Source organism: Paenibacillus tianjinensis (assembly GCF_017086365.1).
Classification (GTDB): domain Bacteria; phylum Bacillota; class Bacilli; order Paenibacillales; family Paenibacillaceae; genus Paenibacillus_AQ; species Paenibacillus_AQ tianjinensis.
On sequence record NZ_CP070969.1, the window covers coordinates 2,598,483 to 2,620,928 of the forward strand.

Annotated in this window: 21 protein-coding genes and 1 riboswitch; of the genes, 12 read left to right on the forward strand and 9 right to left on the reverse strand. The window is 53.4% G+C overall.

Annotation, left to right across the window (positions count from 1 at the left end):
- Positions 1-47 precede the first annotated feature (47 nt).
- The 7 genes from JRJ22_RS11425 (at position 48) to JRJ22_RS11455 (ending at position 8,924) form a co-directional block, all read left to right on the forward strand.
- On the forward strand, positions 48-1,892 hold the full coding sequence (locus tag JRJ22_RS11425) for a HEAT repeat domain-containing protein (RefSeq protein ID WP_206104558.1): 1,845 nt from the start codon (positions 48-50) through the stop codon (positions 1,890-1,892).
- A 47-nt stretch (positions 1,893-1,939) separates the two neighbouring features.
- Positions 1,940-3,043 carry an AAA family ATPase gene (locus JRJ22_RS11430; RefSeq protein ID WP_206104559.1) on the forward strand — a complete coding sequence of 368 codons (1,104 nt, stop codon included), beginning with the start codon at positions 1,940-1,942 and terminating at the stop codon, positions 3,041-3,043.
- A complete protein-coding gene (locus tag JRJ22_RS11435) occupies positions 3,043-5,385 on the forward strand; it encodes a DUF5682 family protein (protein WP_408637892.1) in 2,343 nt (780 codons plus the stop codon). The genes JRJ22_RS11430 and JRJ22_RS11435 overlap by 1 nt, the downstream gene beginning before the upstream one ends.
- Positions 5,386-6,600 carry a VWA domain-containing protein gene (locus tag JRJ22_RS11440; RefSeq protein WP_206104561.1) on the forward strand — a complete coding sequence of 405 codons (1,215 nt, stop codon included), beginning with the start codon at positions 5,386-5,388 and terminating at the stop codon, positions 6,598-6,600. It abuts the gene before it with no gap.
- A gap of 146 nt (positions 6,601-6,746) precedes the next feature.
- Positions 6,747-7,832 (forward strand): aspartate-semialdehyde dehydrogenase, encoded by a 1,086-nt coding sequence (gene asd / locus JRJ22_RS11445; RefSeq protein WP_206104562.1) that lies wholly within the window; start codon positions 6,747-6,749, stop codon positions 7,830-7,832.
- 123 nt (positions 7,833-7,955) lie between these two features.
- Entirely contained in the window at positions 7,956-8,129 is a 174-nt protein-coding gene (locus JRJ22_RS11450; protein ID WP_206105091.1) for a DUF3934 family protein, read from the forward strand.
- A 96-nt stretch (positions 8,130-8,225) separates the two neighbouring features.
- Entirely contained in the window at positions 8,226-8,924 is a 699-nt protein-coding gene (locus JRJ22_RS11455) for a pseudouridine synthase (protein ID WP_206104563.1), read from the forward strand.
- A 1-nt stretch (position 8,925) separates the two neighbouring features.
- Here JRJ22_RS11455 and JRJ22_RS11460 read toward each other — a convergent pair whose 3' ends face one another.
- Complete coding sequence (locus tag JRJ22_RS11460; protein ID WP_206104564.1) at positions 8,926-10,761, reverse strand: ABC transporter ATP-binding protein; 1,836 nt, start codon at positions 10,759-10,761, stop codon at positions 8,926-8,928.
- 24 nt (positions 10,762-10,785) lie between these two features.
- Positions 10,786-11,241: a MarR family winged helix-turn-helix transcriptional regulator gene (locus tag JRJ22_RS11465; protein WP_206104565.1), complete on the reverse strand. Its 456-nt coding sequence runs from the start codon at positions 11,239-11,241 to the stop codon at positions 10,786-10,788.
- A 127-nt stretch (positions 11,242-11,368) separates the two neighbouring features.
- Here JRJ22_RS11465 and JRJ22_RS11470 point away from each other — a divergent pair, with 127 nt between their 5' ends.
- Positions 11,369-11,911, forward strand: coding sequence for a GNAT family N-acetyltransferase (locus tag JRJ22_RS11470; protein ID WP_206104566.1), 543 nt, complete (start codon positions 11,369-11,371; stop codon positions 11,909-11,911).
- Positions 11,912-11,973: 62 nt separating this feature from the next.
- Here JRJ22_RS11470 and thiE read toward each other — a convergent pair whose 3' ends face one another.
- From thiE to JRJ22_RS11505, 7 genes are all read right to left on the reverse strand, one after another.
- Positions 11,974-12,630, reverse strand: a complete 657-nt coding sequence (gene thiE / locus JRJ22_RS11475; RefSeq protein ID WP_206104567.1) for a thiamine phosphate synthase — start codon at positions 12,628-12,630, stop codon at positions 11,974-11,976.
- Entirely contained in the window at positions 12,627-13,445 is an 819-nt protein-coding gene (gene thiD, locus JRJ22_RS11480) for a bifunctional hydroxymethylpyrimidine kinase/phosphomethylpyrimidine kinase (RefSeq protein ID WP_206104568.1), read from the reverse strand. Before thiD ends, thiE begins: the two co-directional genes overlap by 4 nt.
- A gap of 27 nt (positions 13,446-13,472) precedes the next feature.
- On the reverse strand, positions 13,473-14,270 hold the full coding sequence (thiM, locus tag JRJ22_RS11485; RefSeq protein ID WP_206104569.1) for a hydroxyethylthiazole kinase: 798 nt from the start codon (positions 14,268-14,270) through the stop codon (positions 13,473-13,475).
- 510 nt (positions 14,271-14,780) lie between these two features.
- Positions 14,781-15,839 (reverse strand): ABC transporter substrate-binding protein, encoded by a 1,059-nt coding sequence (locus JRJ22_RS11490; RefSeq protein ID WP_206104570.1) that lies wholly within the window; start codon positions 15,837-15,839, stop codon positions 14,781-14,783.
- Complete coding sequence (locus JRJ22_RS11495; protein WP_408637878.1) at positions 15,836-16,606, reverse strand: ABC transporter permease; 771 nt, start codon at positions 16,604-16,606, stop codon at positions 15,836-15,838. Before JRJ22_RS11495 ends, JRJ22_RS11490 begins: the two co-directional genes overlap by 4 nt.
- Positions 16,593-17,363 carry an ABC transporter ATP-binding protein gene (locus tag JRJ22_RS11500; RefSeq protein WP_232381110.1) on the reverse strand — a complete coding sequence of 257 codons (771 nt, stop codon included), beginning with the start codon at positions 17,361-17,363 and terminating at the stop codon, positions 16,593-16,595. The genes JRJ22_RS11495 and JRJ22_RS11500 overlap by 14 nt, the downstream gene beginning before the upstream one ends.
- A 117-nt stretch (positions 17,364-17,480) precedes the next feature.
- Positions 17,481-17,583, reverse strand: a riboswitch (TPP riboswitch).
- A 70-nt stretch (positions 17,584-17,653) separates the two neighbouring features.
- Positions 17,654-18,280, reverse strand: a complete 627-nt coding sequence (locus JRJ22_RS11505; RefSeq protein WP_206104572.1) for a TetR/AcrR family transcriptional regulator — start codon at positions 18,278-18,280, stop codon at positions 17,654-17,656.
- 182 nt (positions 18,281-18,462) lie between these two features.
- Between JRJ22_RS11505 and JRJ22_RS11510 the strand changes: the two genes are divergently transcribed.
- From JRJ22_RS11510 to JRJ22_RS11525, 4 genes are all read left to right on the forward strand, one after another.
- Positions 18,463-19,977, forward strand: a complete 1,515-nt coding sequence (locus JRJ22_RS11510; protein WP_206104573.1) for a DHA2 family efflux MFS transporter permease subunit — start codon at positions 18,463-18,465, stop codon at positions 19,975-19,977.
- Positions 19,978-20,137: 160 nt separating this feature from the next.
- Positions 20,138-20,977 carry an amino acid ABC transporter substrate-binding protein gene (locus JRJ22_RS11515; protein WP_206104574.1) on the forward strand — a complete coding sequence of 280 codons (840 nt, stop codon included), beginning with the start codon at positions 20,138-20,140 and terminating at the stop codon, positions 20,975-20,977.
- A 22-nt stretch (positions 20,978-20,999) separates the two neighbouring features.
- The gene (locus JRJ22_RS11520) at positions 21,000-21,668 is read left to right on the forward strand and encodes an amino acid ABC transporter permease (protein ID WP_206104575.1); all 669 of its coding nucleotides are present in this window, start codon (positions 21,000-21,002) and stop codon (positions 21,666-21,668) included.
- Positions 21,669-21,680: 12 nt separating this feature from the next.
- On the forward strand, positions 21,681-22,430 hold the full coding sequence (locus JRJ22_RS11525) for an amino acid ABC transporter ATP-binding protein (protein ID WP_206104576.1): 750 nt from the start codon (positions 21,681-21,683) through the stop codon (positions 22,428-22,430).
- Positions 22,431-22,446 lie beyond the last annotated feature (16 nt).

The following is a 22,446-nucleotide window of genomic DNA, read 5'->3' on the forward strand; positions in this document are numbered from 1 at the left end:
ACTTTATATATTAATTTTCGTATACCTTTGAGTAGGGGGGACTGCCCATGAGTACATCGTTATTACAAGAGCTTCATCTGGAAGTCAGAAGGCTTTATATTGCCGGCAGCGACCTGGCGGCAGACGACTTCCGCCTGAAACGCCTGCTGCCGCAGTTTCAGCAGCTGGGTGAGCGGGCAGCTGTCTTTAAGCGGCTCGGCGAAGGCGTGGCGGCCCTTCTTAAGCAGGAGAGTGCGGGGGAGGCTGCTCCGGCGGTGAAGCTGCTGGAGCTGACCCTTCTGCTGGAGTCTGTGCTCTATACACAGGGCACTACATCACCTGCCGGTATTCCAGACGAGCTGCCGCGCAGCAGCTTTACCCTTGAAACCAAAGTATCTTACCGTAAGCTGGCTGCGGTCCGGCAGGCGCTGACCACAACGGGCGGCGGCAGATATGAGACGGTAGTAGAAGCGTTCAATGAGGGAATGTTTCAAGATTTGCGTCTGCTGCCGCTGGCTATCGGTGCCTTAGGTGACCCGTATGCCGAGATCGCTGAATTTGCCATGAAGCAGATTCTGCCCTCCTATGGCCCCGCAATCGCTGATTATCTCATGCGGGAATTCGATCCTTCCGGCGGGAAAAGCGATGTACGCAAGCTGCAGGTGATCGGAGAGACAGGCGGGCCGGAGCTGCTTCCTGAGATATTCAAGGCAGCTGAGAACGGCAGCGATGAGGTCCGTGCTGCTGCTATCGGATGTCTGGCCGGACACGGGGAGTACACGCCGTCATTACTGGAATGGACGAAGGATAAGAAGAAGCCGATCCGAGAAGCCGCCTATGCAGCATTGGCGGCCGGCGGTTCGGCGGAGGGCAGGGAACGGCTGTTTGAGGCGTTTGCCGGTAAGAAGGACCGGGTACTGGCAGCAGAAGCAGTCGCGAAGTGGCCATCCGCACCGCTTGCGGAGCGGCTGTCAGTTCGGTTTATGGAGGAGCTTCAGGAAGCCTCACAGCAGGACAAAACCGACAAGAAAAAGAATGAGAACGTCTGGACCAGCATTGAGCCGTATTTAACTGCGCTTGAGGAAGCACGAAATCCACTGCTCGACGAATTATACAGCTTTGTGATACAGAATTATGAAACATTTATCACTTTAGGATGGCTGCCTCTGCTGGATCAGGCAGCTTATTATGAGGAGAGAACTGCATCGGAACAGGGACTGGACCTTCTCAGGGAGCTGGAGCAGCGTAATTCGCGTTATTTGCCTCACTATTTCCGTGCGGCGCAGCAATTGCTGAGTGCGAAGGAGCTCTATAAGCTGTTCGGCGGAACGATGATGAGCAGGCTGAGATCAAAAATATCGAAAGAAGCGGCAAAGCGTGACCTTCAGCTGCTGGAAACGCTGGAGCGGCAGATTATAAACGCTGAAAGCGTTGTATATGAGGTCCCCTGGGATTCCTCCAGAGACCGTCAGCAATTCTGGAGGGAAATGCTGTCTGCTGACAAGATTGCAGCAGCCTGGGACCCCCGCTGGCTCGACTGGTTCATTGAGCAGGACGCGCTGGATCTGGTGTGTGCCTTTGCCCGGCCGGATTCTGCAGACGCACGTAATTATCTGCTCGGCAAACTTCAGGAGCAGAGCGGTAAACGGAAAGGACACGATTTCATCCCCCATATTTTTATGGGGCTGGAGCGTGCAGGCATGGCAGAGCCGGAACGGCAGGAGCTTCTGATGTCCATCCTTGAGAAGGATAGACAGTATAACCCGTATATGATTCCTTATCATTTATTTGATTTAATGCTCCGTTTTCCTTCAAGCTACATTAGCCGGATCGAGGCTGTTGCACCTAATTTCCGCTATGAATGCAAAACACAGCTGGAATATCTGCTGAATCATCTGCAGAGACAGAAATAGCGGACTTCGGAAATTGAATTCACGGTTTACACAAAGGAGAGGTGTACATGTCAACGGGACAAGAGCAGCTTCAGGACTATATGCGGCTGCCTGCAGAGGTTTTGTATCGGGAGGAGCTTGAAGCACTGCGCAGGGAGGATAAGGGCAGAATTCCGGCAGGCTGGCAGATGTCGCCGCGTGCAGTATTCACATTCATCGCCGGAGGTAAGGCCGGAAGCAAGGTCATTACCCCGAAATATATTGGCAACACGCGGCTGATCGAAATGGCCGTCGCTACACTGGTCACCGACCGGGCGCTGCTGCTGATCGGAGAACCGGGAACGGCTAAATCCTGGCTGTCCGAGAATCTGGCTGCGGCGATTTACGGTAACTCCGGGCTGGTGGTCCAGGGGACAGCCGGTACAAGTGAGGAGCATGTGCGCTACTCCTGGAACTACGCCATGCTGCTGGCGAACGGACCGACCCCGGAGGCGCTGGTCAAAAGCCCGATTATGCGGGCAATGGAGGACGGGGGCATCGCCCGGTTTGAAGAGATTTCCCGCTGTGCTTCCGAAGTGCAGGATGCGCTGATCTCCATTCTCTCGGAGAAGACGATCTCCGTGCCGGAACTAGGCAAGGAGGCCGGTGCCCGCAAAGGCTTCTCGATCATTGCCACAGCCAACACCAGAGACCGCGGGGTCAATGAAATGTCCGCTGCGCTGAAGCGGCGGTTCAATATCATCGTGCTGCCTGCACCTTCAGATATTGAAACAGAGCTGTCCATTGTCAAGAAACGGGTTGCTGAGATCGCTTCCTCATACGAGCTTCAGGCTGCCGTACCCGCGGATGATGCCCTGCTCAAAGTAGTGACGATTTTCCGGGAACTGCGCAGCGGGATGACGCTCGACAAGAAAGAGAAGTTGAAGACGCCGGCCGGGGTAATTTCCACCGCAGAGGCGATTTCCCTCTTGACCAATAGCATGGCGCTGGCCGCAAGCTTCGGCAGCGGTGAGCTGACCGACAGTGATCTTGCTGCCGGCCTCCAGGGGGCTATCGTCAAGGATGATGAAAAGGATAAGCTCGTCTGGAAGGAATATCTGGATAATGTCATGAAGAAAAAAGGAACGGAGTGGCGCGGCCTTTATCAGGCCTGTAAGGAGATGAACGAGTGATTAAGGCTGCTGAAGCTGGAGTGCATATTTTCGGGGTGCGGCATCTGTCTCCCGGCGGCGCACAGCATCTGCTGGAATATCTGGATAAGCTTCAGCCTACGGCGGTGCTGATCGAAGGTCCCAGCGATGCAACGGGAGAGATTACACATCTGACCCAGGGGGCGACCAAACCGCCGGTAGCGATTCTGGCCTTTACTGATGAACTACCCGTACGGACGGTGCTCTGGCCGTTTGCCGTCTATTCTCCCGAATATCAGGCAATGAAATGGGCTAAGACACACGGTGCTGCAGCTGCATTTATTGATCTGCCTTCTTCGGTAACGCTCGGTTTGCAGGATGCCATGACCCGGGGGAGAAGCGCTATTCGGGAAGCAGTGCCTGCTGCCGATCCATCGGGTGAACCCTCCACCGCCGAGGTTCAGGACGAAGAATCGCTGTACAGCCAGATCGCCCAGCTTGCCGGTGAATATGATTATGATATGTACTGGGAACGTAACTTCGAGCATAATGCGAGTACCGGTGCCTATCTGACCTCCATCCTTTCCTTCTCTTCGCAGATGCGAGAGCTTGGTGAGGAGAAGGAGCTGCGGGAACAGCCGTCGGAATATGCCTATAATGCGCTGCGCGAAGCATATATGAGCCGGCAGATTCAGGCAACAATAGCAGCCGGACATGAGCCGGGCAAAATTGTAGTGATCTGCGGAGCTTATCATGCTTCTGCACTTGCCGGTCAGGCGGCCCCTATGAGTGACGATGATCTGGCAGCCCTGCCGTCCCGCAGTACCAAGCTGACGCTGATGCCCTATTCGTATTATAAGCTGTCTACAATGTCCGGCTATGGGGCTGGCAACGCCGCTCCGCATTACTTCGAAATGATGTGGGAGACAATTGAAGCGGGGCGGCCGGAGGAACTGCCGCACCGCTACCTGTCCTCGGTGGCCAGCCATGTGCGCAGCGGCGGTACCTACCGTTCTACTGCCGAAGTCATTGAGGCAGTCAGGCTGGCGGAGTCGCTGGCGGCGCTGCACGGCGGCAGCAGGCCAACTCTGCGGGATTTACGCGATGCCGCACAGACACTGCTCGGGCATGGCGATCTCGCGGCTATCGCGGAGCAGCTGGCGAGAGTGGATGTGGGTACAGCAATCGGTTCTCTCGCGGAAGGCGTCAGCCAGACACCGATTCAGGATGATCTGAACCGGCTGCTGAAGACCTACAAGCTGGAGAAATACAAATCCACAGTTGCCAGCGAGCTTCAGCTTGACCTCCGGGAGAACCGCAGAGTATCAAGCAGTGAAGCCGCATATCTGGATCTGAACCGCTCGGTGCTGTTTCACCGGCTGAATCTGCTGGGAATAACCTTTGCTAAGAACCGGCCCAGCAGCCAGGACAGTGCCACCTGGGCGGAGCATTGGGTCATCCAGTGGTCGCCGGAGGTGGAAATCCAGGTCGTGGAATCCACACTGCTCGGCGAGACGGTAGAGGTGGCTGCAGCCTATGTGCTGCGCGAGAAGCTGCAGGAGTGCCGCTCCATAGCGGAAGCTTCGGCACTGATACGGATTGCCTGCCAATGTGCGATGACAACGCAGATGGAGGAAGGCAGCCGGGTGCTGCAGAACCTGGCAGCTCTAAGCAGGGATGTCGTAGGCATGGCCGCAGCGGCCCGTGAGCTGTCAACCATCCTAAGTTTCGGGGACATCCGCAAGGTCGATACCGTCCCGCTGATGCCCCTGCTGGAAGAGCTGTTCCGCCGCGGCTGCCTGTTCCTGCTGGATGCTAGCGGCTGCAACGATGAAGCGGCAGGGGCTATGCTTACAGCAATGAATGAGCTAAACGGGATATCCCTTGAGCATGGGGATACCCTGGATGAGAAGCAGTGGCTGCAGGAGCTGCTGCTGCTCTCGGAACGGGATGACCGCAATCCGCGGCTCTCCGGCTATGCCTGCGCTATACTGATGGAGCGGGGGGCTGTATCGGCCGGAGAGGTCGCTGCTGAGGTGTCGCGGCGGCTTTCGCCGGGTATCTCTGCTGACCTTGGAGCAGGGTGGTTCGAAGGGCTGTCGATGCGCGGACATTACGGTCTCCTGTCGCGTATGAGTCTGTGGGAACAGCTTAACGACTACATCAATGCGCTCGATGATGATGAATTCAAGCGGGCGCTGGTCTTCCTGCGCCGTGCATTCAGCACCTTCACGCCGCGCGAGAAGATCATGATATCCGAGCTGCTGGGCGAGCTGTGGGGTGTGAACACCGAACAGGCTGCAGAGATTCTCACCGGCGAGCTGAAGGAGGAAGAAGCCAAAATGCTGGAGGAGCTGAATGATTTTGACTTCGGGGACTTTTAGATGACGAAAGAACATAAGCAGGAGAATACCCTGTCCCGCTGGCGGCTGATTCTCGGCCAGGAAGCGGATGCTGCACTGTCCGGCTACGGTGAAGGCGGACAGCTGATGCTGACGGAAGAGGAGAAGGTAATGGATGCGGCCCTTGCTGCTATTTATGACGAGACAGGAACGGGCGGCGTCTCAGGAACGGCCGCAGGGAGTGCTAAGGGCAAGGGCTCAAGCACCGGGCACGGTGCACTGCACCTGTCCAAATGGCTGGGGGATGTGCGCAGCTTCTTCCCGGAGGATGTGGTATCGATCATTCAGAGCGATGCCATGGAGCGCCGGGGCTGGAAGCAGCTGCTGTTTGAGCCGGAGCTGCTGGCTGCAGTCAAACCGGATATTCAGCTCGTTGGAACGCTGCTTTCGCTGAAGGGCAAGATTCCGGAGAAGACCAAGGATACCGCAAGAATGCTTGTTCAGGCGCTGGTAGACGATTTGGTCAAGCTGCTGGAGACGGACATCCGGCGGGCAATCACCGGAGCGCTGAACAAGCGGCAGCACTCACCGCTGCCATCGCTCAGCGGGCTGGACTGGAAGCTGACGATTCAGCGGAATCTGAAGCATTATGACCAGGAACGTCGGATCATCATCCCCGAGCGTTTCTATTATTTTGACCGCGCCCGGCGAAGTAAGGAGTGGACGGTAATTGTGGATATTGATCAAAGCGGCTCCATGGCCGATTCGGTCATTTGGGCATCGGTCATCGGCTCGATCTTTGCCAGCATCCCTGCCCTCAATACCCGCGTGGTCGTATTTGATACGGAAGTGGTGGATCTAACGGAGCAGTGTGCCAATGATCCGGTTGATATGCTGTTCGGCATTCAGCTGGGCGGCGGAACAGACATCCATAAATCAGTGAAATACTGTGAGCAGTTTATTGAAGAGCCGAAGAAGACGCTGTTTATTATCGTTTCAGACCTTTATGAAAACGGTAACCAGGCCGGACTGGTGCGGCGGATGCGTGAACTCCGGGAGTCCGGCGTTCGGACAATGACCTTACTGGCATTATCGGACTCAGGGAAACCCTCCTATGATGAGCATCTGGCCAGGCAGCTGACGCGGGACGGAACGCCTTGTTTTGCCTGTACCCCGGCTCTGCTTCCGGCGCTTGTTGAAGGTGCGCTGAAAGGACAGGATCTTGGAGAACTGGCGAAACGGCTCGGAACCGCATAGCTTTTGAGCTTGTGGAAAGCGGGGAATTATACAAAAGGAAAGAGTTACTTTTCATTCACATATTGTGTAAGCTGCGTATATCATTTATAATCGGTTATTAAAAAGCACCTATCCATAGGAGCGGCTTGAAAGGAAATGAATTTCTTATGTCAAGTAAGTTGAGAGCGGGTATTGTTGGCGGTACCGGGATGGTGGGTCAACGTTTTATTGCACTCCTTGAGAATCATCCCTGGTTTCAAGTGACCGCAATTGCTGCAAGCCGGAATTCGGCAGGCAAAACGTATGAAGAATCAGTGAAGGGCAGATGGAAGCTGTCCACACCTATGCCTGACGCGGTTAAGGGGATTATGGTTCAGGATGCTTCCAATGTGGAAGAAGTGGCTGCGGATGTGGATCTGATCTTCTGCGCTGTTGATATGAAGAAAGAAGAGATTAAGGCATTGGAAGAAGCTTATGCGAAGACCGGAACACCAGTTATTTCCAACAACTCGGCACACCGCTGGACTCCAGATGTTCCGATGGTTATTCCTGAGATCAATCCGGAGCATCTGGAAGTGATTGCCCAGCAGCGCAAACGTCTGGGGACAGAAACCGGATTTATCGCCGTGAAGCCGAACTGCTCGATTCAGAGCTACATGCCTGCACTAAATGCACTGAATGATTTCAAGCCTTCCAAGGTCGTAGTAACGACTTACCAGGCGATTTCCGGGGCCGGCAAAACCTTTGGCGATTGGCCGGAGATGCTTGACAACGTCATCCCATACATTGGCGGCGAAGAAGAGAAGAGTGAGCAAGAGCCGCTGCGGATCTGGGGCGAAGTGACCGATGCAGGGATCGTTAAAAGCGAGCAGCCTGTAATCACCAGCCAGTGTATCCGTGTACCGGTCGCTGACGGCCATTTGGCTGCGGTATTTGCCTCTTTTGAACAAAAACCGTCCAAGGAAGAAATTCTGGAACGCTGGAACAGCTTTAAGGGACGTCCTCAGGAGCTGGGGCTTCCAAGCGCACCGAAACAATTCATCACCTATTTTGAGGAAGAGAACCGCCCGCAGACCAAGCTTGACCGGGACATCGAGAACGGAATGGGGGTTTCCGCAGGCAGACTGCGTGAAGATTCTCTGTATGATTACAAATTCGTCAGCCTCTCCCACAATACGGTACGCGGCGCAGCAGGCGGAGCTGTGCTGATCGCAGAATTGCTGAAAGCGGAAGGTTATATCCAGCCGAAATAATAGACCATCAATGCAGCCTTCCGGATCAGTTCCGGGGGGCTGTTTGTGTATTTACCTGACATTCTGCCCATAGTAATGGTAAGATAGATGAAGTCTACGAAAACTGAATACTGACGGAGTGATATTGTGGCAAAAAGTAAAGGCGGCGGCACAGGCAGAGGGACAGGCAGCAAGGGCTGGACCCGCTGGAATAAAACGGCGAAGCCGGTGAAGCCAAAAGGCGGACCCGCCGGCGGCCAAGGGGCAAAGGGGGCTGCCAAAAGCGGCAGCGGAGCAAAGACGGGCGGCAGTAAATAATCTGGCCTTGTGACTATAGATTGGGGTACATGCGGCATCTGATTTGTACGATGAAATCAGGTGCTTTTGTATTTTCCAGCCGGAAGGAAAGAAACGATGAAGATTGATAAATATATGAGCAGGACAGGAATCTACCCGCGCAGAGAGACCGGCAGGCTGATCCAAGCCGGAAGGATTACGATAAATGGTACAGTCTGCGAAAAGGGCGCCGAGGTAGAAACAGGTGATCTGGTGGCTGTTGACGGCCAGCCCGTCAGTTTAAGCCAGGAAGAATTCGTCTACCTGGCACTGAACAAGCCCGTCGGGATTACTTGTACAGCAGCACGCGAAGTGGAAGGCAACATTATTGATTATGTGAATTATCCTTCACGGATCTTTGCTGTGGGCCGGCTGGACAAACAATCGGAAGGCCTGATCCTGATGACGAATGATGGGGATATCGTAAACAAAATCATGCGTTCCGAGAACCGTCATGAAAAGGAATACCGCGTATCTGTCGACAAGCCGGTAACTCCCGAATTCCTGCAGGCGATGTCCGCCGGTGTACCCATTCTCGGAACCGTTACGAAACCCTGTGTTACTTACCCGGTTGACGAACAGGAATTCGGGATCATTCTGACCCAGGGACTTAACCTGCAGATCCGCCGGATGTGCAAAGAACTTGGCCAAAGAGTCCTGCGCCTGGAACGGACCCGGATCATGAATATCACGCTGGATGGCCTGGCACGCGGGGAGTGGCGGCATCTGACCCGGGAGGAGCTGGATGAGCTACTGGCTACACTCAACCGGCAATAGCCTAAGCGAAAACTTTTGGCTCAAACTGCTTGTCATACAGATCCTTATAAACCCCGCTTTGCTCCAGCAGCGCTTCATGCGTTCCTTCCTCAACAATTGCCCCGTCCTTAACGACGAGGATTTGATCTGCCGCCATGATGGTCGATAGTCGGTGGGCAATGACGATGCTCGTCTTGTTCAGCAACAGAACATGCATGGCCTGTTGAATATAAAATTCCGAGACGGTATCGAGCGAGGACGTGGCTTCATCCATAATAATAACGGGCGGATTCTTCAGCAGCACACGGGCGATCGAGATCCGCTGCTTTTCACCTCCGGACAGCTTGATACCGCGGTTTCCGACGACCGTATCATAACCTTCCGGCAGCCCCGTAATAAAATCATGAATATATGCGGAGCGGCAGGCCTCGATGATCTCCGCTTCGCTGGCCTCAGGGCACGCATAGAGCAGATTCTCCCTGATTGTGCCGTTGAACAAATAGGTATCCTGAGTAACGAGTCCGATCTGGGAACGCAGCGACTCCAGTGTAAAGTCACGGATATTTCTTCCGCCGATGGTAATTTTCCCTGAAGTGACCTCATACAGACGTGGGATCAGGTTCGTAATCGTTGTTTTCCCTGCTCCGCTGGGTCCGACGAGTGCAGTCAGCGTTCCCGCAGCTGCTGTGAAGCAGATATCCTGTAGAGCAGGTTTATCCGGCTGATAGGCGAAACCCACATTCTCGAATGCAATGCTTTTCCCGGCAGCGCTGATCGGCTCTGCCTGTGGTTCATCGGCGATGAGCGGCTTCATATCAAAATAATCAAAGATCCGTTCAAACAAGGCCACCGAGCGCTTAATATCCACATACAGATTGGTCATCTGCATCACAGGTCCGTACAGTCTGCCGAGCAGTGCGACGAAGGTAATGATGGTGCCTACCGAAAGCTCACCCTGAATAAAAAGAAATCCGCCATACAGGTAGATCAGCATCGGGCCGATACTCGTAAAGGTGGAGAGAACCATCATGAACCAGCGGCCGGCCATCGATTCCCGGATTTGCAGTGAGGTAGCCTCCGCATTGATGGCAGCGAAGCTTTTATATTCTGCATTCTCCTTGGTGAACAGCTTCATTAGCATGTACCCGCTGATACTAAGCGTCTCCTGGATAACCTGATTCTGCTCCGATACTTTCTCCTGTGTCTGCTTGGCGAGCTTCCAGCGCACGTTGCCCATTTTGCGGGTAGGGATAATGAACAGGGGGACAACCAGAATGCCAAGCAGAGCCAGCTTCCAGTTCATGATGAACAGGGTGGCTGCCGTCGATACGAGGATAAACAGATTGCTGGCAAAATTGACAATGGTGTTGTTGAATACGCCTTGGACCCCGGAGATGTCGCTTGTCATTCTCGTGATGACTTCCCCTTGTTTGACTCCCGAGAAGAACTGCAAAGGCATCCGCTGGAGATGGCGGTACATCTGATTTTTCATATCATGAACGATATTTTGGGAGATAAAGGAGTTCAGGTAATTCTGCAATACGCCGAGCAGTCCGGACATCACCGTGGTTCCCAGCGAAGCGAGCACCAGAAATAGGAGCAGCCGCAGATTTTTGTCCGGCAGCGCCACGTCGATAATCCGCTGAATCAGAATAGGCGGCAGCAGCCCCAAAATCGCCGACACAATCAGCACAAGCATGACCACCAGCGTCTGTTTCCAGTAAGGTGCAAAATATTTAGATATACGGAGCAGCAGCGCCTTGGAAATATTCGGTTTCCTTTCGTCATCGTCAAATTTTAGTTTCCCGTGCCCCGGGCCACCGCCGAAACCCCCGCCGGGACCAAACCCCCTAGACATTACTCATCACCTGCTTTATTTGGATTAACATGATTGGTCCTGCACCTGCATCAAATGGGCGAGCAGCTGTTTGTTCATACGCAGCAGAGACTGGATGTCTTCCTCCGGAAACTGCTCCAGGGCTGAACTCAGCATTTTATAGGAAAAAGCTTCTTCGTTATACCGCCTGCACAGCGTTTCTCCCTCGGAGGTAATGAACAGCTTCGTTTCTCTGCGGTCCTGCTCTGAGGTTATCCGGGATACTAAGCCTTTCTCGGCAAGTGAATCGATATGGAGGCTGACTCGACTTTTGGCAAAAACAAGCCGTTCCGTCACCTCTTTCTGCGTCTGTCCCGGATTCTCATGGATGGAGTTCAGGACGCCAATCTGATGTACGGTCAGCCCGAGGCTGGCTGCACCCTGATGGGCAAGCCGTTTGAGCTGGCGAGCCACTTTGAAATAAGAATGATAGATCTCCATCGTGTGTTCCGGATCAACCATCGATAACCCTGCCCTTCTGAATATAGTTATGCTTGTAAACCGTTAACAAGGTAAACTGATTTTACTCCTGTACGCCGGGAAAGTAAATGCTATAATTTAACAACTGATACAATGGAGGGTACGAAGGATGTACATAGACAGTCTGGAATTTCATAGGAACGGGTTACGATATATCATCAGGTCAGCGGCCGAGCAGGATGCAGCGGAGTTATCCGGGTTAAGATGGCAGATCGACGGAGAGACGGAGAATTTAGAGCGGCGGCAGGGTGAGGGATTCATTGATGCGCAGGGGTTTGCCGGGATAATCCGGGCAGATACAGAGGCGAGCCGAAATTTATTTTTGGTTGCCGAGGTGGAAGGGAGGCTAGTCGGATTCGCCAGATGCGAAGGAAATTCCTTATCGCGAAATGCCCACAAAGTTGAATTTGGCATATGCATTCTGCAGGAGTTCTGGGGGTATGGGATCGGATACAGTCTGCTGCAGCAAGCGACTGCCTGGGCTGATGCGAACGGAGTTGTCAAAATATCTTTAACGGTTCTGGAGACGAACGAGCCGGCGATCTCGCTGTACCGCAAATTTGGTTTCGAAACCGAAGGTATTCTTAAAAAAGACAAGCTTTTGGCTGACGGTACATACTACAGTACGCTCATAATGAGTAGATTTAATTAAACAAGAACGGGTGCCGTCTCCTCAAGGAGGGCACCCGTTCTTTGTAATTGAAATATTGCTGCTTACATTAAGGTGGCCTGCAGCAATTGCTGTGCTGCTGCGCGGATGTCCCCGGCTGCGGCAATTGCAGAGATCACTGAGACACCGTCAGCACCAGCCTGGATGACCGCGGGGACATTAACCGTTGTAATGCCGCCAATTCCGACCAGCGGGATGGTAAGTCTGCTGCTCCGTAATTGCTCTATGACCTGAGTACCCTGCACAGCCCGTGCATCGTCTTTGGAGGAGGTGGGATAGACCGGACCGATTCCCAGATAGTCCGCTCCATCCGCAATCGCCTGCTGCGCCTCGGCCAGACTGTGGGCCGATACGCCAACGATTTTATGGGCTCCGATCCTTTGACGGATCGAACCAGCCGGTTCATCCTCCTGGCCGACATGAACCCCGTCGGCGTCCAGTGCAATCGCCAGCTCTACATCATCGTTCACGATGAAGGGAATTCCGTGTTCACGGCAAATGTCCTGGAGCTGCCTGGCCAGATCGTAAGCCGCGTTACCGCGCAGCGCACCAGGACCCTTTTCACGAAACTGGAATATTGTAATTCCTCCGGCAATTGCCTGGGTCAGTGTCTCTTCAGGGGACAGGCGGCAGTTAACGCTGCCCATGATAAAATACAGCTTCAGCATCCTCCGCATATCCTCGGTGGTGATCTGTTTCATGGCAGTATCCCCCTGTGTCTGTTCCCGTAGGCAAAATGGTTGGTCGGCCCGTGACCGGCACCAAACCCCAGACTGTCCTCTATCGCCGCCTGGATGAAGGCCTTCGCCGTTGAAATGGCCTCCGTTACCGTATTCCCTTTGGCAAGTCCGGATGCAATTGCCGCTGAGTAGGTGCAGCCTGTCCCATGAGTATGCCGGGTAGCAATCCGCGGACCGTCCATGTATATGAACTCCTGGCCGTCATAGAGCAAATCAAGTACTCCGGAAGTCCCATCATCGTGGCCGCCTTTGAGGACCACATACTGCGGGCCCATGGCATGAAGAAGCCGTGCGGCTCTTTCACGGTCCGGGAGTCCAGAAATGGTCATTCCTGTTAATATTTCCGCCTCGGGAATATTTGGGGTCACGACAAGGGCAAGCGGGAGCAGCTCTGCAATTAGTGCTCTAACAGCTTCCTGCTGCAGCAGCGGGGAGCCGCCTTTGGCGACCATCACGGGATCAACGACCAGTGAGTTCCAGCCATATTGCCTGATCTTCCCGGCCACGATCCGGATAATTTCACTGCTGAACAGCATGCCGGTTTTTACAGCATCCGGCTGCAGATCGGCCCCGATCGAATCCAGCTGGGCGGTAACGGCTTCAGATTCCAGCGGATAGACCGCCTGAACGCCGAGCGTATTCTGTGCAGTCACAGCCGTAAGTGCCGACATGCCATATACGCCCAGCTCCTGGAATGTTTTGAGATCAGCCTGGATACCCGCTCCGCCGCCGCTGTCCGATCCGGCGATAGTAAGTGCTTTAACTACTCTAGTCATGTGGAATCTCCTTCTGTACGCAGACGGTTATTGATTAACTAGTTCGATCCGTGATTTCGCGTTATAGATTTGTGGTGTGACCATAGCCAGCTGGTTCAGGAATTCGATTTGGAAGTCTCCCGGACCTTTGTGTGCGGTCAGCTCTGCAGCAATCTCTGCGGCTACGCCATAGAAGGAAATAGCTTCCGCTGCGGCTTCCAGCCAGTCGCCTTCACTGACAGCGAGAAAGGCCCCGACGACAGCGCTCAGCAGGCAGCCGGTACCTGTCACTTTGGTTAAGACCGGGTGGCCGTTGCTGACAATGAAAGTGCGGCTGCCATCGGTAATAATATCTTCTTTACCGGTAATGATGACCACAGAGCCGAGCTTGAGCGCTGCCTTGTTGGCAAGAGCAATGACGTCTCCGTCGCCTGCTCCGGCATCTACGCCTTTGCTGGCCCAGCTCTCTCCGGCAACATTGGCTACTTCGGCGACATTTCCGCGCAGTGCGGTAATCTGCATCTCATTCAGCAGTCTTTGTGTGACCTCGCTGCGGTAAGCTGTGGCTCCGGCTCCCACCGGATCAAGCACCAGCGGTACATTATGAGTGTTGGCAGATTGTCCGGCCAGCACCATCGAAGCGATTAACTGCTCGTTCAGTGTGCCGATATTCAGCACCACAGCCCCCGACATAGCGGCTACATCCGCTACCTCTTCAGGGGCATCGGCCATAAACGGGGATGCGCCCAGTGCGAGCAGGCCGTTTGCCGAGAAATTGGCAACTACAATATTCGTAATGTTATGAACGAGCGGATTCAGTTCACGTACTTTGGCTAAATAAGACATGATTAGTCCTCCTAAAAGTTTTGTTAGCGTAATCTTCATTGAGTGGCTCCGGCAAAACTGGCATCGGAAGCAATACTTAAGTTTTGTTAGCTTATGTTTTCTTGAATTTCTCCGACAGAACTTGCTTCGTAAGGTTAGGCTTAAGTTTTGTTAACGAATGCTCATTTGTTTCGATAAACCTGAGCGCCTTTGTAAATAGTTGTAACTTGTACAATTAAAAATCGTTTTCTAGCTATTCCAGTCCTGTAATTGCACTTTGTACAATTAGAATAAGAGATAGGAGGGAATATGGTGATTTTGCTGGATTTTAAGTGTATGAAGTGCAATAAAAGCTTAATAAGACGCAAATTTTCCGAAAATAACTGTACGAAATGCAGTTAGCGAAGGAGATGCCGTCAAACCACAAATCCACAAATCTGCAAATCCGCAAATCCACAAATCCGTAAATCTGCAAACCCACATATCCCCAAATCTAATAATCTATAATCTATAATCTACTAATCTATAAGTCTACAAATCTACGAAAGCCCCGCTGCTCCCGGTCTCTCCCGTCAGCAGCCCGTTTTCGGCCAGCCAGTCCGCAACCTTGCTCCAGAATTCCGGGTCCTGATACCCGAAGGGACGGGTACCTGCATCCATCAGCGGCAGCAGAATTCTGAGACTTTGCCGCTCGATCTCCGGATCGAGCGGAGCCGTGCTGTCCTCATGGGCCAGCAGGATATCCAGCGCCTTTTCCGGTTGATCCTGCACAAACTGCTGCCCCTTGCGGGCTGCATTCATGAATTTGCTGAAATATTCCTGTGAATCCTTGAGACCCTGCTCACTTGCAACCAGCACAAGCTCATAATAGTCGGGCACGCCATACTTAGTCGGGTCGATGGAGACGACGGGATGCTTCTCTTTGTCTAAAATCAGCTGCTCATGATTAATGAAACCGCCAATGATTCCGTCAACCCGTCCCGTACTAATAGCGGGAATCAGATCGAAACCCACATCGATCATATTCAGCTTTTGCGGATCGCCGCCGTCATGTTTGACCATCGTCCGGAGCATGGCTTCATAGAGCGGAATGGAGGAGTAACCGGCTGTTTTACCGGAGAGATCCTTAGGGCTTACGATACCGCTGTCCGCCGGAACAAGCAGATGATTCAGCGGATGCCTTACGAGTGCAGCGATCGATTTCACGGGAATCTGTTCCGCACGTGCCATCAGCATCTGGGGCTGATAGCTGAGTGCCAGATCTACTTTACCTGCAGCAACCAGCTTCAGGGCGTCATTGCTGTCTGCCGGCATCTGAATCTCTACATCCAGCCCTTCCTCGGCAAAATATCCGTTCTGCTGCGCAGCATAGAGAAAGGTATGGACCGCATTTGGATACCAGTCCAGCATAACCTTCAACTTATGCGGCTGCCCGCCGCCACTTTCGGGAACAGCAGACGGCGCGGAATCAGCAGAGTCAGAACCGCTGCAGCCGCTGACTGCAGTGAGCAGAATGATCAGCAAGAACATAGGAGTATAACGGTGCAGGATACTTTTTCGTGAATGCTTAGGACTTAAGGAGTTGCTCATCGGTGGAAGCCTCTTTTCTTCAACAATATTTTTTCAATGACAATAATACATAGAAACAGCACGATTCCGAGAACAGAGAGCAGGCAGACTGCGGCGAACATTTCAGCGCTCTGCAGGTTGCCGGCCATACGCCGGCTGTAATAGCCAAGGCCCATGCTGCCTCCAAGCCATTCGCCGATTGTGGCGCCAATGACACAGTAGACGATGGATAGCTTAAGCCCGGAGAAGAATGCAGGCATAGCCAGCGGGATTTGTATCTTGACTAGCAGCTGGCGGCGGTTCGCACCGAGTGTAAGCAGCAGCTCCCGGTATTGCTCACCGCTTTTATGCAGGCCATCGTATGTACCGACAACGACCGGAAAGAAAGCTGTTAAGAAGACGACCGCCACCTTGCCACCGAGTGTGTAGCCGAACCACATAATAAAAATAGGTGAAAGGGCGATCAGCGGAATCGTCTGGCTGACAATAAGCAAAGGATAAACCGCTTTTGCCAACGGCCGGGACAGGTGCATCGAGATTCCAAGCAGAGTTCCGCAGACCACAGATGCTGCGAATCCAAGCAGCGTTTCCTGGAGTGTTACCGGCAAATGCAGACCGAACAGCAGGGAGCGCTGCTCCACTAGCGCGGTCCAGACCGAGGACGGGGCAGGAAGGATGAAGGGAGGGAAATGGCCCAAACGCACGGCCGCTTCCCAGACCAGGAGCACCAATAGGACTAGCAGGGCGGCAGGGCCATAATTCCTGAGCAGCCTGTTAATGGTGGACACTCTCATGCAGTCTCCGCTCCAGTTCTTCCCGCAGGACTATGAACTGCGGTTGATAGTTTAGTTGATAATGTCTGGGTCTCGGCAGATCAACGGTCATTTCGTGCAGTCCTTCACCGCTGCCGCCAGACATCAGATAGATCCGGTCGCTAAGCAGCAGCGCTTCTTCCAGATCGTGCGTGATGAACAGCACGGTTTTACCAAGCCCGCCCCACAGCTCCAGCAGCCAGCGGTGCAGCTCGCGTTTGGTGATGGCATCCAAAGCGCCAAAGGGCTCATCCAGCAGCAGCAGGTCATTTCCTGCGGCCAGTGTCCGCAGCAGCGCAACCCGCTGCCGCATTCCGCCGGACAGCTCCTGCGGGTAGGCCGCTTCCGTACCGGCGAGGCCGAAGCGGTGCAGCAGACCGCGGATCTGCTGCACCGCATCCTCTTTGCTGCTGTTTCGCCTCAGCTCCCAGGGAAGCAGACAATTGTCCAAAACTGTTCTCCAGGGCAGCAGCAGATCCTGCTGCGGCATATAGCCGATCTTACCCAGGCGCGTAGCGGCGTTTAAGGGCGGCAGGCCGCTGATCCGGATATCTCCGGCTGCGGGTTCCAGCAGGCCGGCGATGATTTTGAACAGGGTGCTTTTGCCGCAGCCGCTCGCGCCGACTACCGAGATGAACTCCCCCTGATATACTTCCATAGAGAGCTTTGAGAATATCGGCTGGCCATGGGCAGCGGCAAAAGAAAATTGAAGATCAGTAATGGAGAGCAGCACTGCTTGTATACCTCCTTAAATTACGAAGTGCAGTAAACGCAAGAAGACCCATACATTTCCGGAGGAAATGTATGGGTCTGAAAGTTTCAAATCGTTGGCAGGGATAACGCAACGCTGATCATTTCTGCTCCACTTCCCTCCGCTGGTATGATCCAGATCAGGTTCCAAGGGTCCGGAGCATAAACTCCGTCTCAGTCGGCCGACTCCCCTAGTGAAAAAACAGGTCAATATTCAATTCGTAATTGCTAATTAATATACCATAACTTAGCGGATTGTAAAGATAGTCTTCCTTAAAGCGGTTGAAGACCGCCCACGAACAACGCCAGGATTCCCGCTGTAATTTGCTCTTTGGTAGAGCCGTATTGCTTTTGTTGAAAAAGATACAAATCGGGGCTGAGCACGGCAATCAGTGCTGTTGCGGTGAACTGGGGATCAATTGCAGGGATCTCACCGGAAGCAGCGGCACGCCTTAACAGCTCCTTCAGAAAATCGTTCAGCCGCCGGAAGAAAGGATGCTCAAACTGGGTAAGCTGTTTTTTACCGGTGAACTCCGATTTGATCAGCTGAAGCAGCTCAGCATGCTGCTCAATGAAATCGACAATCCGGCCTATGCTGCTCCTTAAGTGGCCAAGTGCATCAGAACCGGATTCCGGGAACGCTAGCTCATGCTCCAGGCCGGTCAGAAACCGCTCCGTACTGTCCCGCAGCAGCATAGAACAAATTTCACCTTTGTCCGAAAAACGGCGGTAGAGGGAGCCTTGCCCGATGCCAGCCCGCTTGGCGATGGCGTGCATGCTGACGGCTTCCAGACCGCTGGCTATAAACAGCTCCCGTGCTGCCTCCAGGATACGCTGGACATAAGGATCTTGACTATTTTTTTCCGTGTTTGAAACGGGATTCGGATCTAAAGGTTTCATAATCTTTCCTTTCAGGGAACACTAATTTATTTGTAGTGCCGAAAGATTCATTTGACACAGCGGACAATTGTCCGTAGACTAATTGTGGATCAACGGACAATTGTCCGCTTAGCAATTATATAGATAAAGCTGTGCCGCGGTCAATGATCTCGCCGCAGCACAACATTAGGAGGAGAAGAAGCATGGAAGGTGCACTAAAGCAGGATGCTGAGTTTCGGTTAACCAGTATTCTGGTTCCGCTGCTGGCCATTATAGCCGGTGTTTTTATGGTTGTACTCGACAGTACAGCGATGAATGTGGCGCTGTCCACCCTGGTTAAGGATTTTCATACGAATTTAACGACGCTGCAATGGATCGTGACCGGGTATATGCTGGCACAGGCTTCGGTCATCCCGCTTTCGGGCTGGTTGTCCGACCGTTTCGGGGCCAAAACTGTTTTTTTGACGGCAGTGGTTGTATTTACGATAGGATCGATTCTGTGTGCAACCCCCAGCAGTGCGGAATGGCTGATTGCCTTCCGGGTGCTGCAGGGACTCGGCGGGGGCTGTGTTCTCCCGGTGGGGATGGCTTATGTATACAGACTGGCTCCGAAGAGCAAAGTAGGCATTGTAATGGGGATTATGGGGATTCCGGTGCTGTTCGCTCCGGCAATCGGGCCTGTATTGTCCGGCTGGCTGGTGCAGTATCATTCCTGGCGCTGGATCTTTCTGATTAATATTCCGATCGGCATCATCTGCGTGCTGATCGGCCTGCGGAAGCTGCCGAATTCGCAGCGCGGGCAAGTTCCTGGCATGGATAAGCTGGGGATGCTGCTTGGACCGCTGGCGTTTGCTTCACTGACTTACGGGGTCAGCCAAGGTGCTGAGAGCTGGACTTCAGACAAAACCCTCATCGGCTTGGCGCTGGGTGCGGTGGCTCTGATTGCTTTTGTAATTACGGAGCTGCGCTCGACAACTCCGCTGCTGGAGCTGCGCATTCTTCGCTCCATTGATTTCAGTACAGGGATTCTTGTCCAGTGGATTGCCCAATTCGGTCTGTACGGGGCATTGTTTCTGCTTCCGCAATTTCTGCAGCAGGCCCGGGGCTTCGGCGCTTTTGACACAGGACTGACCTTGCTCCCCCAGGCGATTGCTTCAGGTCTAATGATGCCTATTGCCGGGATTTTATTTGATAAAATCGGGGTACGATGGCTGGTGGTCTGCGGACTCACTCTAGTGTCAGGTGCGCTGTTCCAATATTCCCATGTAGATCTGACTACACAGCGCCATGATCTGATAATTCCGCTGATCATGTGCGGTGCCGGAATGGGCATGATGATGATGCCGATGAATACCCATCTGCTGAACAAAGCCCCGAGCCAGCTCGTTAACCGGGTGACGTCACTGACCAATTCGATGCAGCAGGTCATCAATTCACTGGCCGTATCCACTCTGGTCACCATTCTTACCTCCAGGGCAGCATCGCGCGGAGCTGAAATGAAGGCTGCCGCCGCGGCTTCGGGAGTTGACGCTGCCTCTGCCTCACCGGAAATGCTGAAGCAGGCTACACAGAAGGTACACGCCCAGGGATTTGCCGATACGTTCCACATTATGATTTATGTCGCGCTTGGCGGTGCAGTACTTGGTCTACTGCTGCGCAGAGGGCGTAAAAGCGCAGAAGGTGAAAGTAAGCGGCAACCTGAAATCATGCACGGATAAAAGAAAATGGTTTGCCGAATGTCCCCGCTGCACCAGTTTGGTGCGGCGGGGATTTTTTTGTCATCTGCTGCGAAATGCGAGGAAAAAATTCCGTTTATTTGGGCATGATAACTTCATTCTATGTGAAAGAAACTATTTAGAGCTGAAGGAGGAATAGTCGATGAAAAAATGGAGCCTGACGACGCTGTTACTGCTTAGCGTGCTTTTGACAGCATGCGGAAACAATACGAACAATGCAAACGGCGGAGGGACTGCAGGCAATGGAGGCACGGAAGCAACGGCTGCGCCGGCCGGGCAGAACAGTCTTGAAGCAGTAAAAGCGGCCGGAAAGCTGCGGATCGGGACAGAGGGGACATACTCTCCCTTTACGTATCATGATGCAAACGGGACACTCACCGGTTTTGACGTAGATATTGCCAAAGAGATAGCCAAACGCCTTGGGGTGGAAGCGGAATTTATTGAAACCCAGTGGGACGGCCTGTTTGCCGGAATGGATGCGAAGCGGTTCGACACCATTTTTAACGAGGTCTCGATCACCGAGGAGCGCAAAGTGAAATACGACTTCTCCGATCCATATGTAGTCTCCAAAGCAGTGCTGATCGTGGATCGGGACAATGATGAAATTAAGAAATTCTCTGATCTCAAAGGCAAAAAAGCCGGCCAGTCGCTGACCAGTAATCTGTCAGACATTGCGCGTGAGAACGGTGCGGAGATTGTTGCAGTGGAGGGCTTCAATCAGGCGATTGACCTGTTGGTTTCCGGCCGGATTGATGCGACGATTAACGACGGTTTGTCCTTTCTGGATTTGAAGAAGCAGAAACCGGATGTAAAAATCAAGCAGGTGGATGAAATCGCAGAAGGCTCCCACAGCGGCGCTGTTTTCCTCAAAGGAAATGAGGAGCTGGTGCAGGCAGTGAATGAGGCGCTAACCGCAATGAAGGCAGATGGAACGTATCTAGGCATTTCCGAGAAATATTTTGGGGCAGACGTGTCTAAATAATGGATGAAGGAGTTTCTTAGCGATGGATGACCGCAAGCTGCAAATTTTCCTGGATTCGCTGCTGCCCCTGTTTAAGGCAGGCGTGGCTTATACTATCCCGCTGGCCCTGGTTTCATTTGCACTGGGGCTGCTGCTTGCGGTGGTTACAGCGCTCGTGCGGCTTTCATCCTGGAGGATTCCGCAGCTAATCGCCAGATTCTATGTGTGGGTCATCCGGGGGACTCCGCTTCTGGTACAGCTTTTTATTATCTTCTATGGCCTGCCGTCAGCTGGCATAGTGCTCGATCCATTTATCGCCGCAGTGATCGGTTTTACGCTCAGTGTCGGAGCCTATTCCTCCGAGGTTGTCCGCGCTGCCATACTATCGATACATAAAGGCCAATGGGAGGCTGCATTTTCAGTCGGAATGACCCGGGTGCAGGCGCTGCGCAGAATTATTCTGCCTCAGGCAGCGCGCGTGTCCGTTCCGCCGTTATCGAATTCTTTTATCAGTCTCGTAAAAGACACCTCGCTTGCGGCCAGCATTACCTATGTGGAAATGTTCAGGACAGCGCAGCAGATTACGGCAACGACCTACGAACCGCTGCTGCTCTACTGTGAAGCCGCGCTATTCTACCTGCTGTTCTGCTCAGTGCTGTCCGTACTGCAAAATAGGCTGGAGAGACGGTTTGACCGTTACTCGGCAAGATAAGGAGGCGGCTTCGTGATTGAAATTCAAGACTTGCACAAATCCTTCGGACCGCTGCAGGTCCTGAAGGGTATTGATCTCCGTTTGGAGCACGGAAAGGTGCTGGTTATCATTGGCCCCTCGGGCTCCGGCAAAACCACGCTGCTCCGCTGCTTCAATCTGCTGGAGATCCCTGACCGGGGAACCCTGCAATTGGCCGGACTCCGGATCGATTTCACGGCTAATCGCCAAATTCCGCGGAAGACTGTACTCAGCCTGCGCCAAAAAACAGGCATGGTTTTTCAGTCATACAATCTGTTTCCGCATATGACCTCACTGGGCAATGTAATGGAGGGACAAGTTACGGTCCAGAAGCGTTCCAGAGAAGCTGCGAAAAAGCGGGGCTTAGAGCTTCTGGCGAAAGTAGGGCTGGCAGACAAGACGGAGTCCTATCCCCATCAGCTGTCCGGCGGCCAGCAGCAGCGGGTGGCTATTGCCAGGGCGATGGCGGTGGAGCCGGAGGTGCTGCTGTTCGATGAGCCGACCTCTGCGCTGGATCCCGAGCTGGTAGGTGAGGTGCTGAAGGTCATCCGGCAGCTGGCAGCTGAAGGAATGACCATGGTGATCGTAACGCATGAGATGAAGTTTGCCGCCGATGTTGCGGATACAATCATCCTGATGGATCAGGGAGTGATTGTGGAGCAGGGTACTCCGCAGCAGGTACTCAGGCAGACAAAGAATCCGCGTGCCCTGCAGTTCCTGAACAGGCTCAGCGGGGAGGAGTAAACATAAAGGCAGTCCG

Bases quoted from the DNA above. Each gene is read 5' to 3' on its own strand.
- thiD (WP_206104568.1), bottom strand. From the start codon at position 13,445: ATGACTAGAGTAGTTAAAGCACTTACTATCGCCGGATCGGACAGCGGC.
- JRJ22_RS11425 (WP_206104558.1), top strand. From the start codon at position 48: ATGAGTACATCGTTATTACAAGAGCTTCATCTGGAAGTCAGAAGGCTT.
- thiM (WP_206104569.1), bottom strand. From the start codon at position 14,270: ATGTCTTATTTAGCCAAAGTACGTGAACTGAATCCGCTCGTTCATAAC.
- JRJ22_RS11460 (WP_206104564.1), bottom strand. From the start codon at position 10,761: ATGTCTAGGGGGTTTGGTCCCGGCGGGGGTTTCGGCGGTGGCCCGGGG.
- JRJ22_RS11505 (WP_206104572.1), bottom strand. From the start codon at position 18,280: ATGAAACCTTTAGATCCGAATCCCGTTTCAAACACGGAAAAAAATAGT.
- asd (WP_206104562.1), top strand. From the start codon at position 6,747: ATGTCAAGTAAGTTGAGAGCGGGTATTGTTGGCGGTACCGGGATGGTG.
- JRJ22_RS11510 (WP_206104573.1), top strand. From the start codon at position 18,463: ATGGAAGGTGCACTAAAGCAGGATGCTGAGTTTCGGTTAACCAGTATT.
- JRJ22_RS11515 (WP_206104574.1), top strand. From the start codon at position 20,138: ATGAAAAAATGGAGCCTGACGACGCTGTTACTGCTTAGCGTGCTTTTG.
- JRJ22_RS11490 (WP_206104570.1), bottom strand. From the start codon at position 15,839: ATGAGCAACTCCTTAAGTCCTAAGCATTCACGAAAAAGTATCCTGCAC.
- thiE (WP_206104567.1), bottom strand. From the start codon at position 12,630: ATGAAACAGATCACCACCGAGGATATGCGGAGGATGCTGAAGCTGTAT.
- JRJ22_RS11430 (WP_206104559.1), top strand. From the start codon at position 1,940: ATGTCAACGGGACAAGAGCAGCTTCAGGACTATATGCGGCTGCCTGCA.
- JRJ22_RS11440 (WP_206104561.1), top strand. From the start codon at position 5,386: ATGACGAAAGAACATAAGCAGGAGAATACCCTGTCCCGCTGGCGGCTG.
- JRJ22_RS11520 (WP_206104575.1), top strand. From the start codon at position 21,000: ATGGATGACCGCAAGCTGCAAATTTTCCTGGATTCGCTGCTGCCCCTG.
- JRJ22_RS11465 (WP_206104565.1), bottom strand. From the start codon at position 11,241: ATGGTTGATCCGGAACACACGATGGAGATCTATCATTCTTATTTCAAA.
- JRJ22_RS11455 (WP_206104563.1), top strand. From the start codon at position 8,226: ATGAAGATTGATAAATATATGAGCAGGACAGGAATCTACCCGCGCAGA.
- JRJ22_RS11470 (WP_206104566.1), top strand. From the start codon at position 11,369: ATGTACATAGACAGTCTGGAATTTCATAGGAACGGGTTACGATATATC.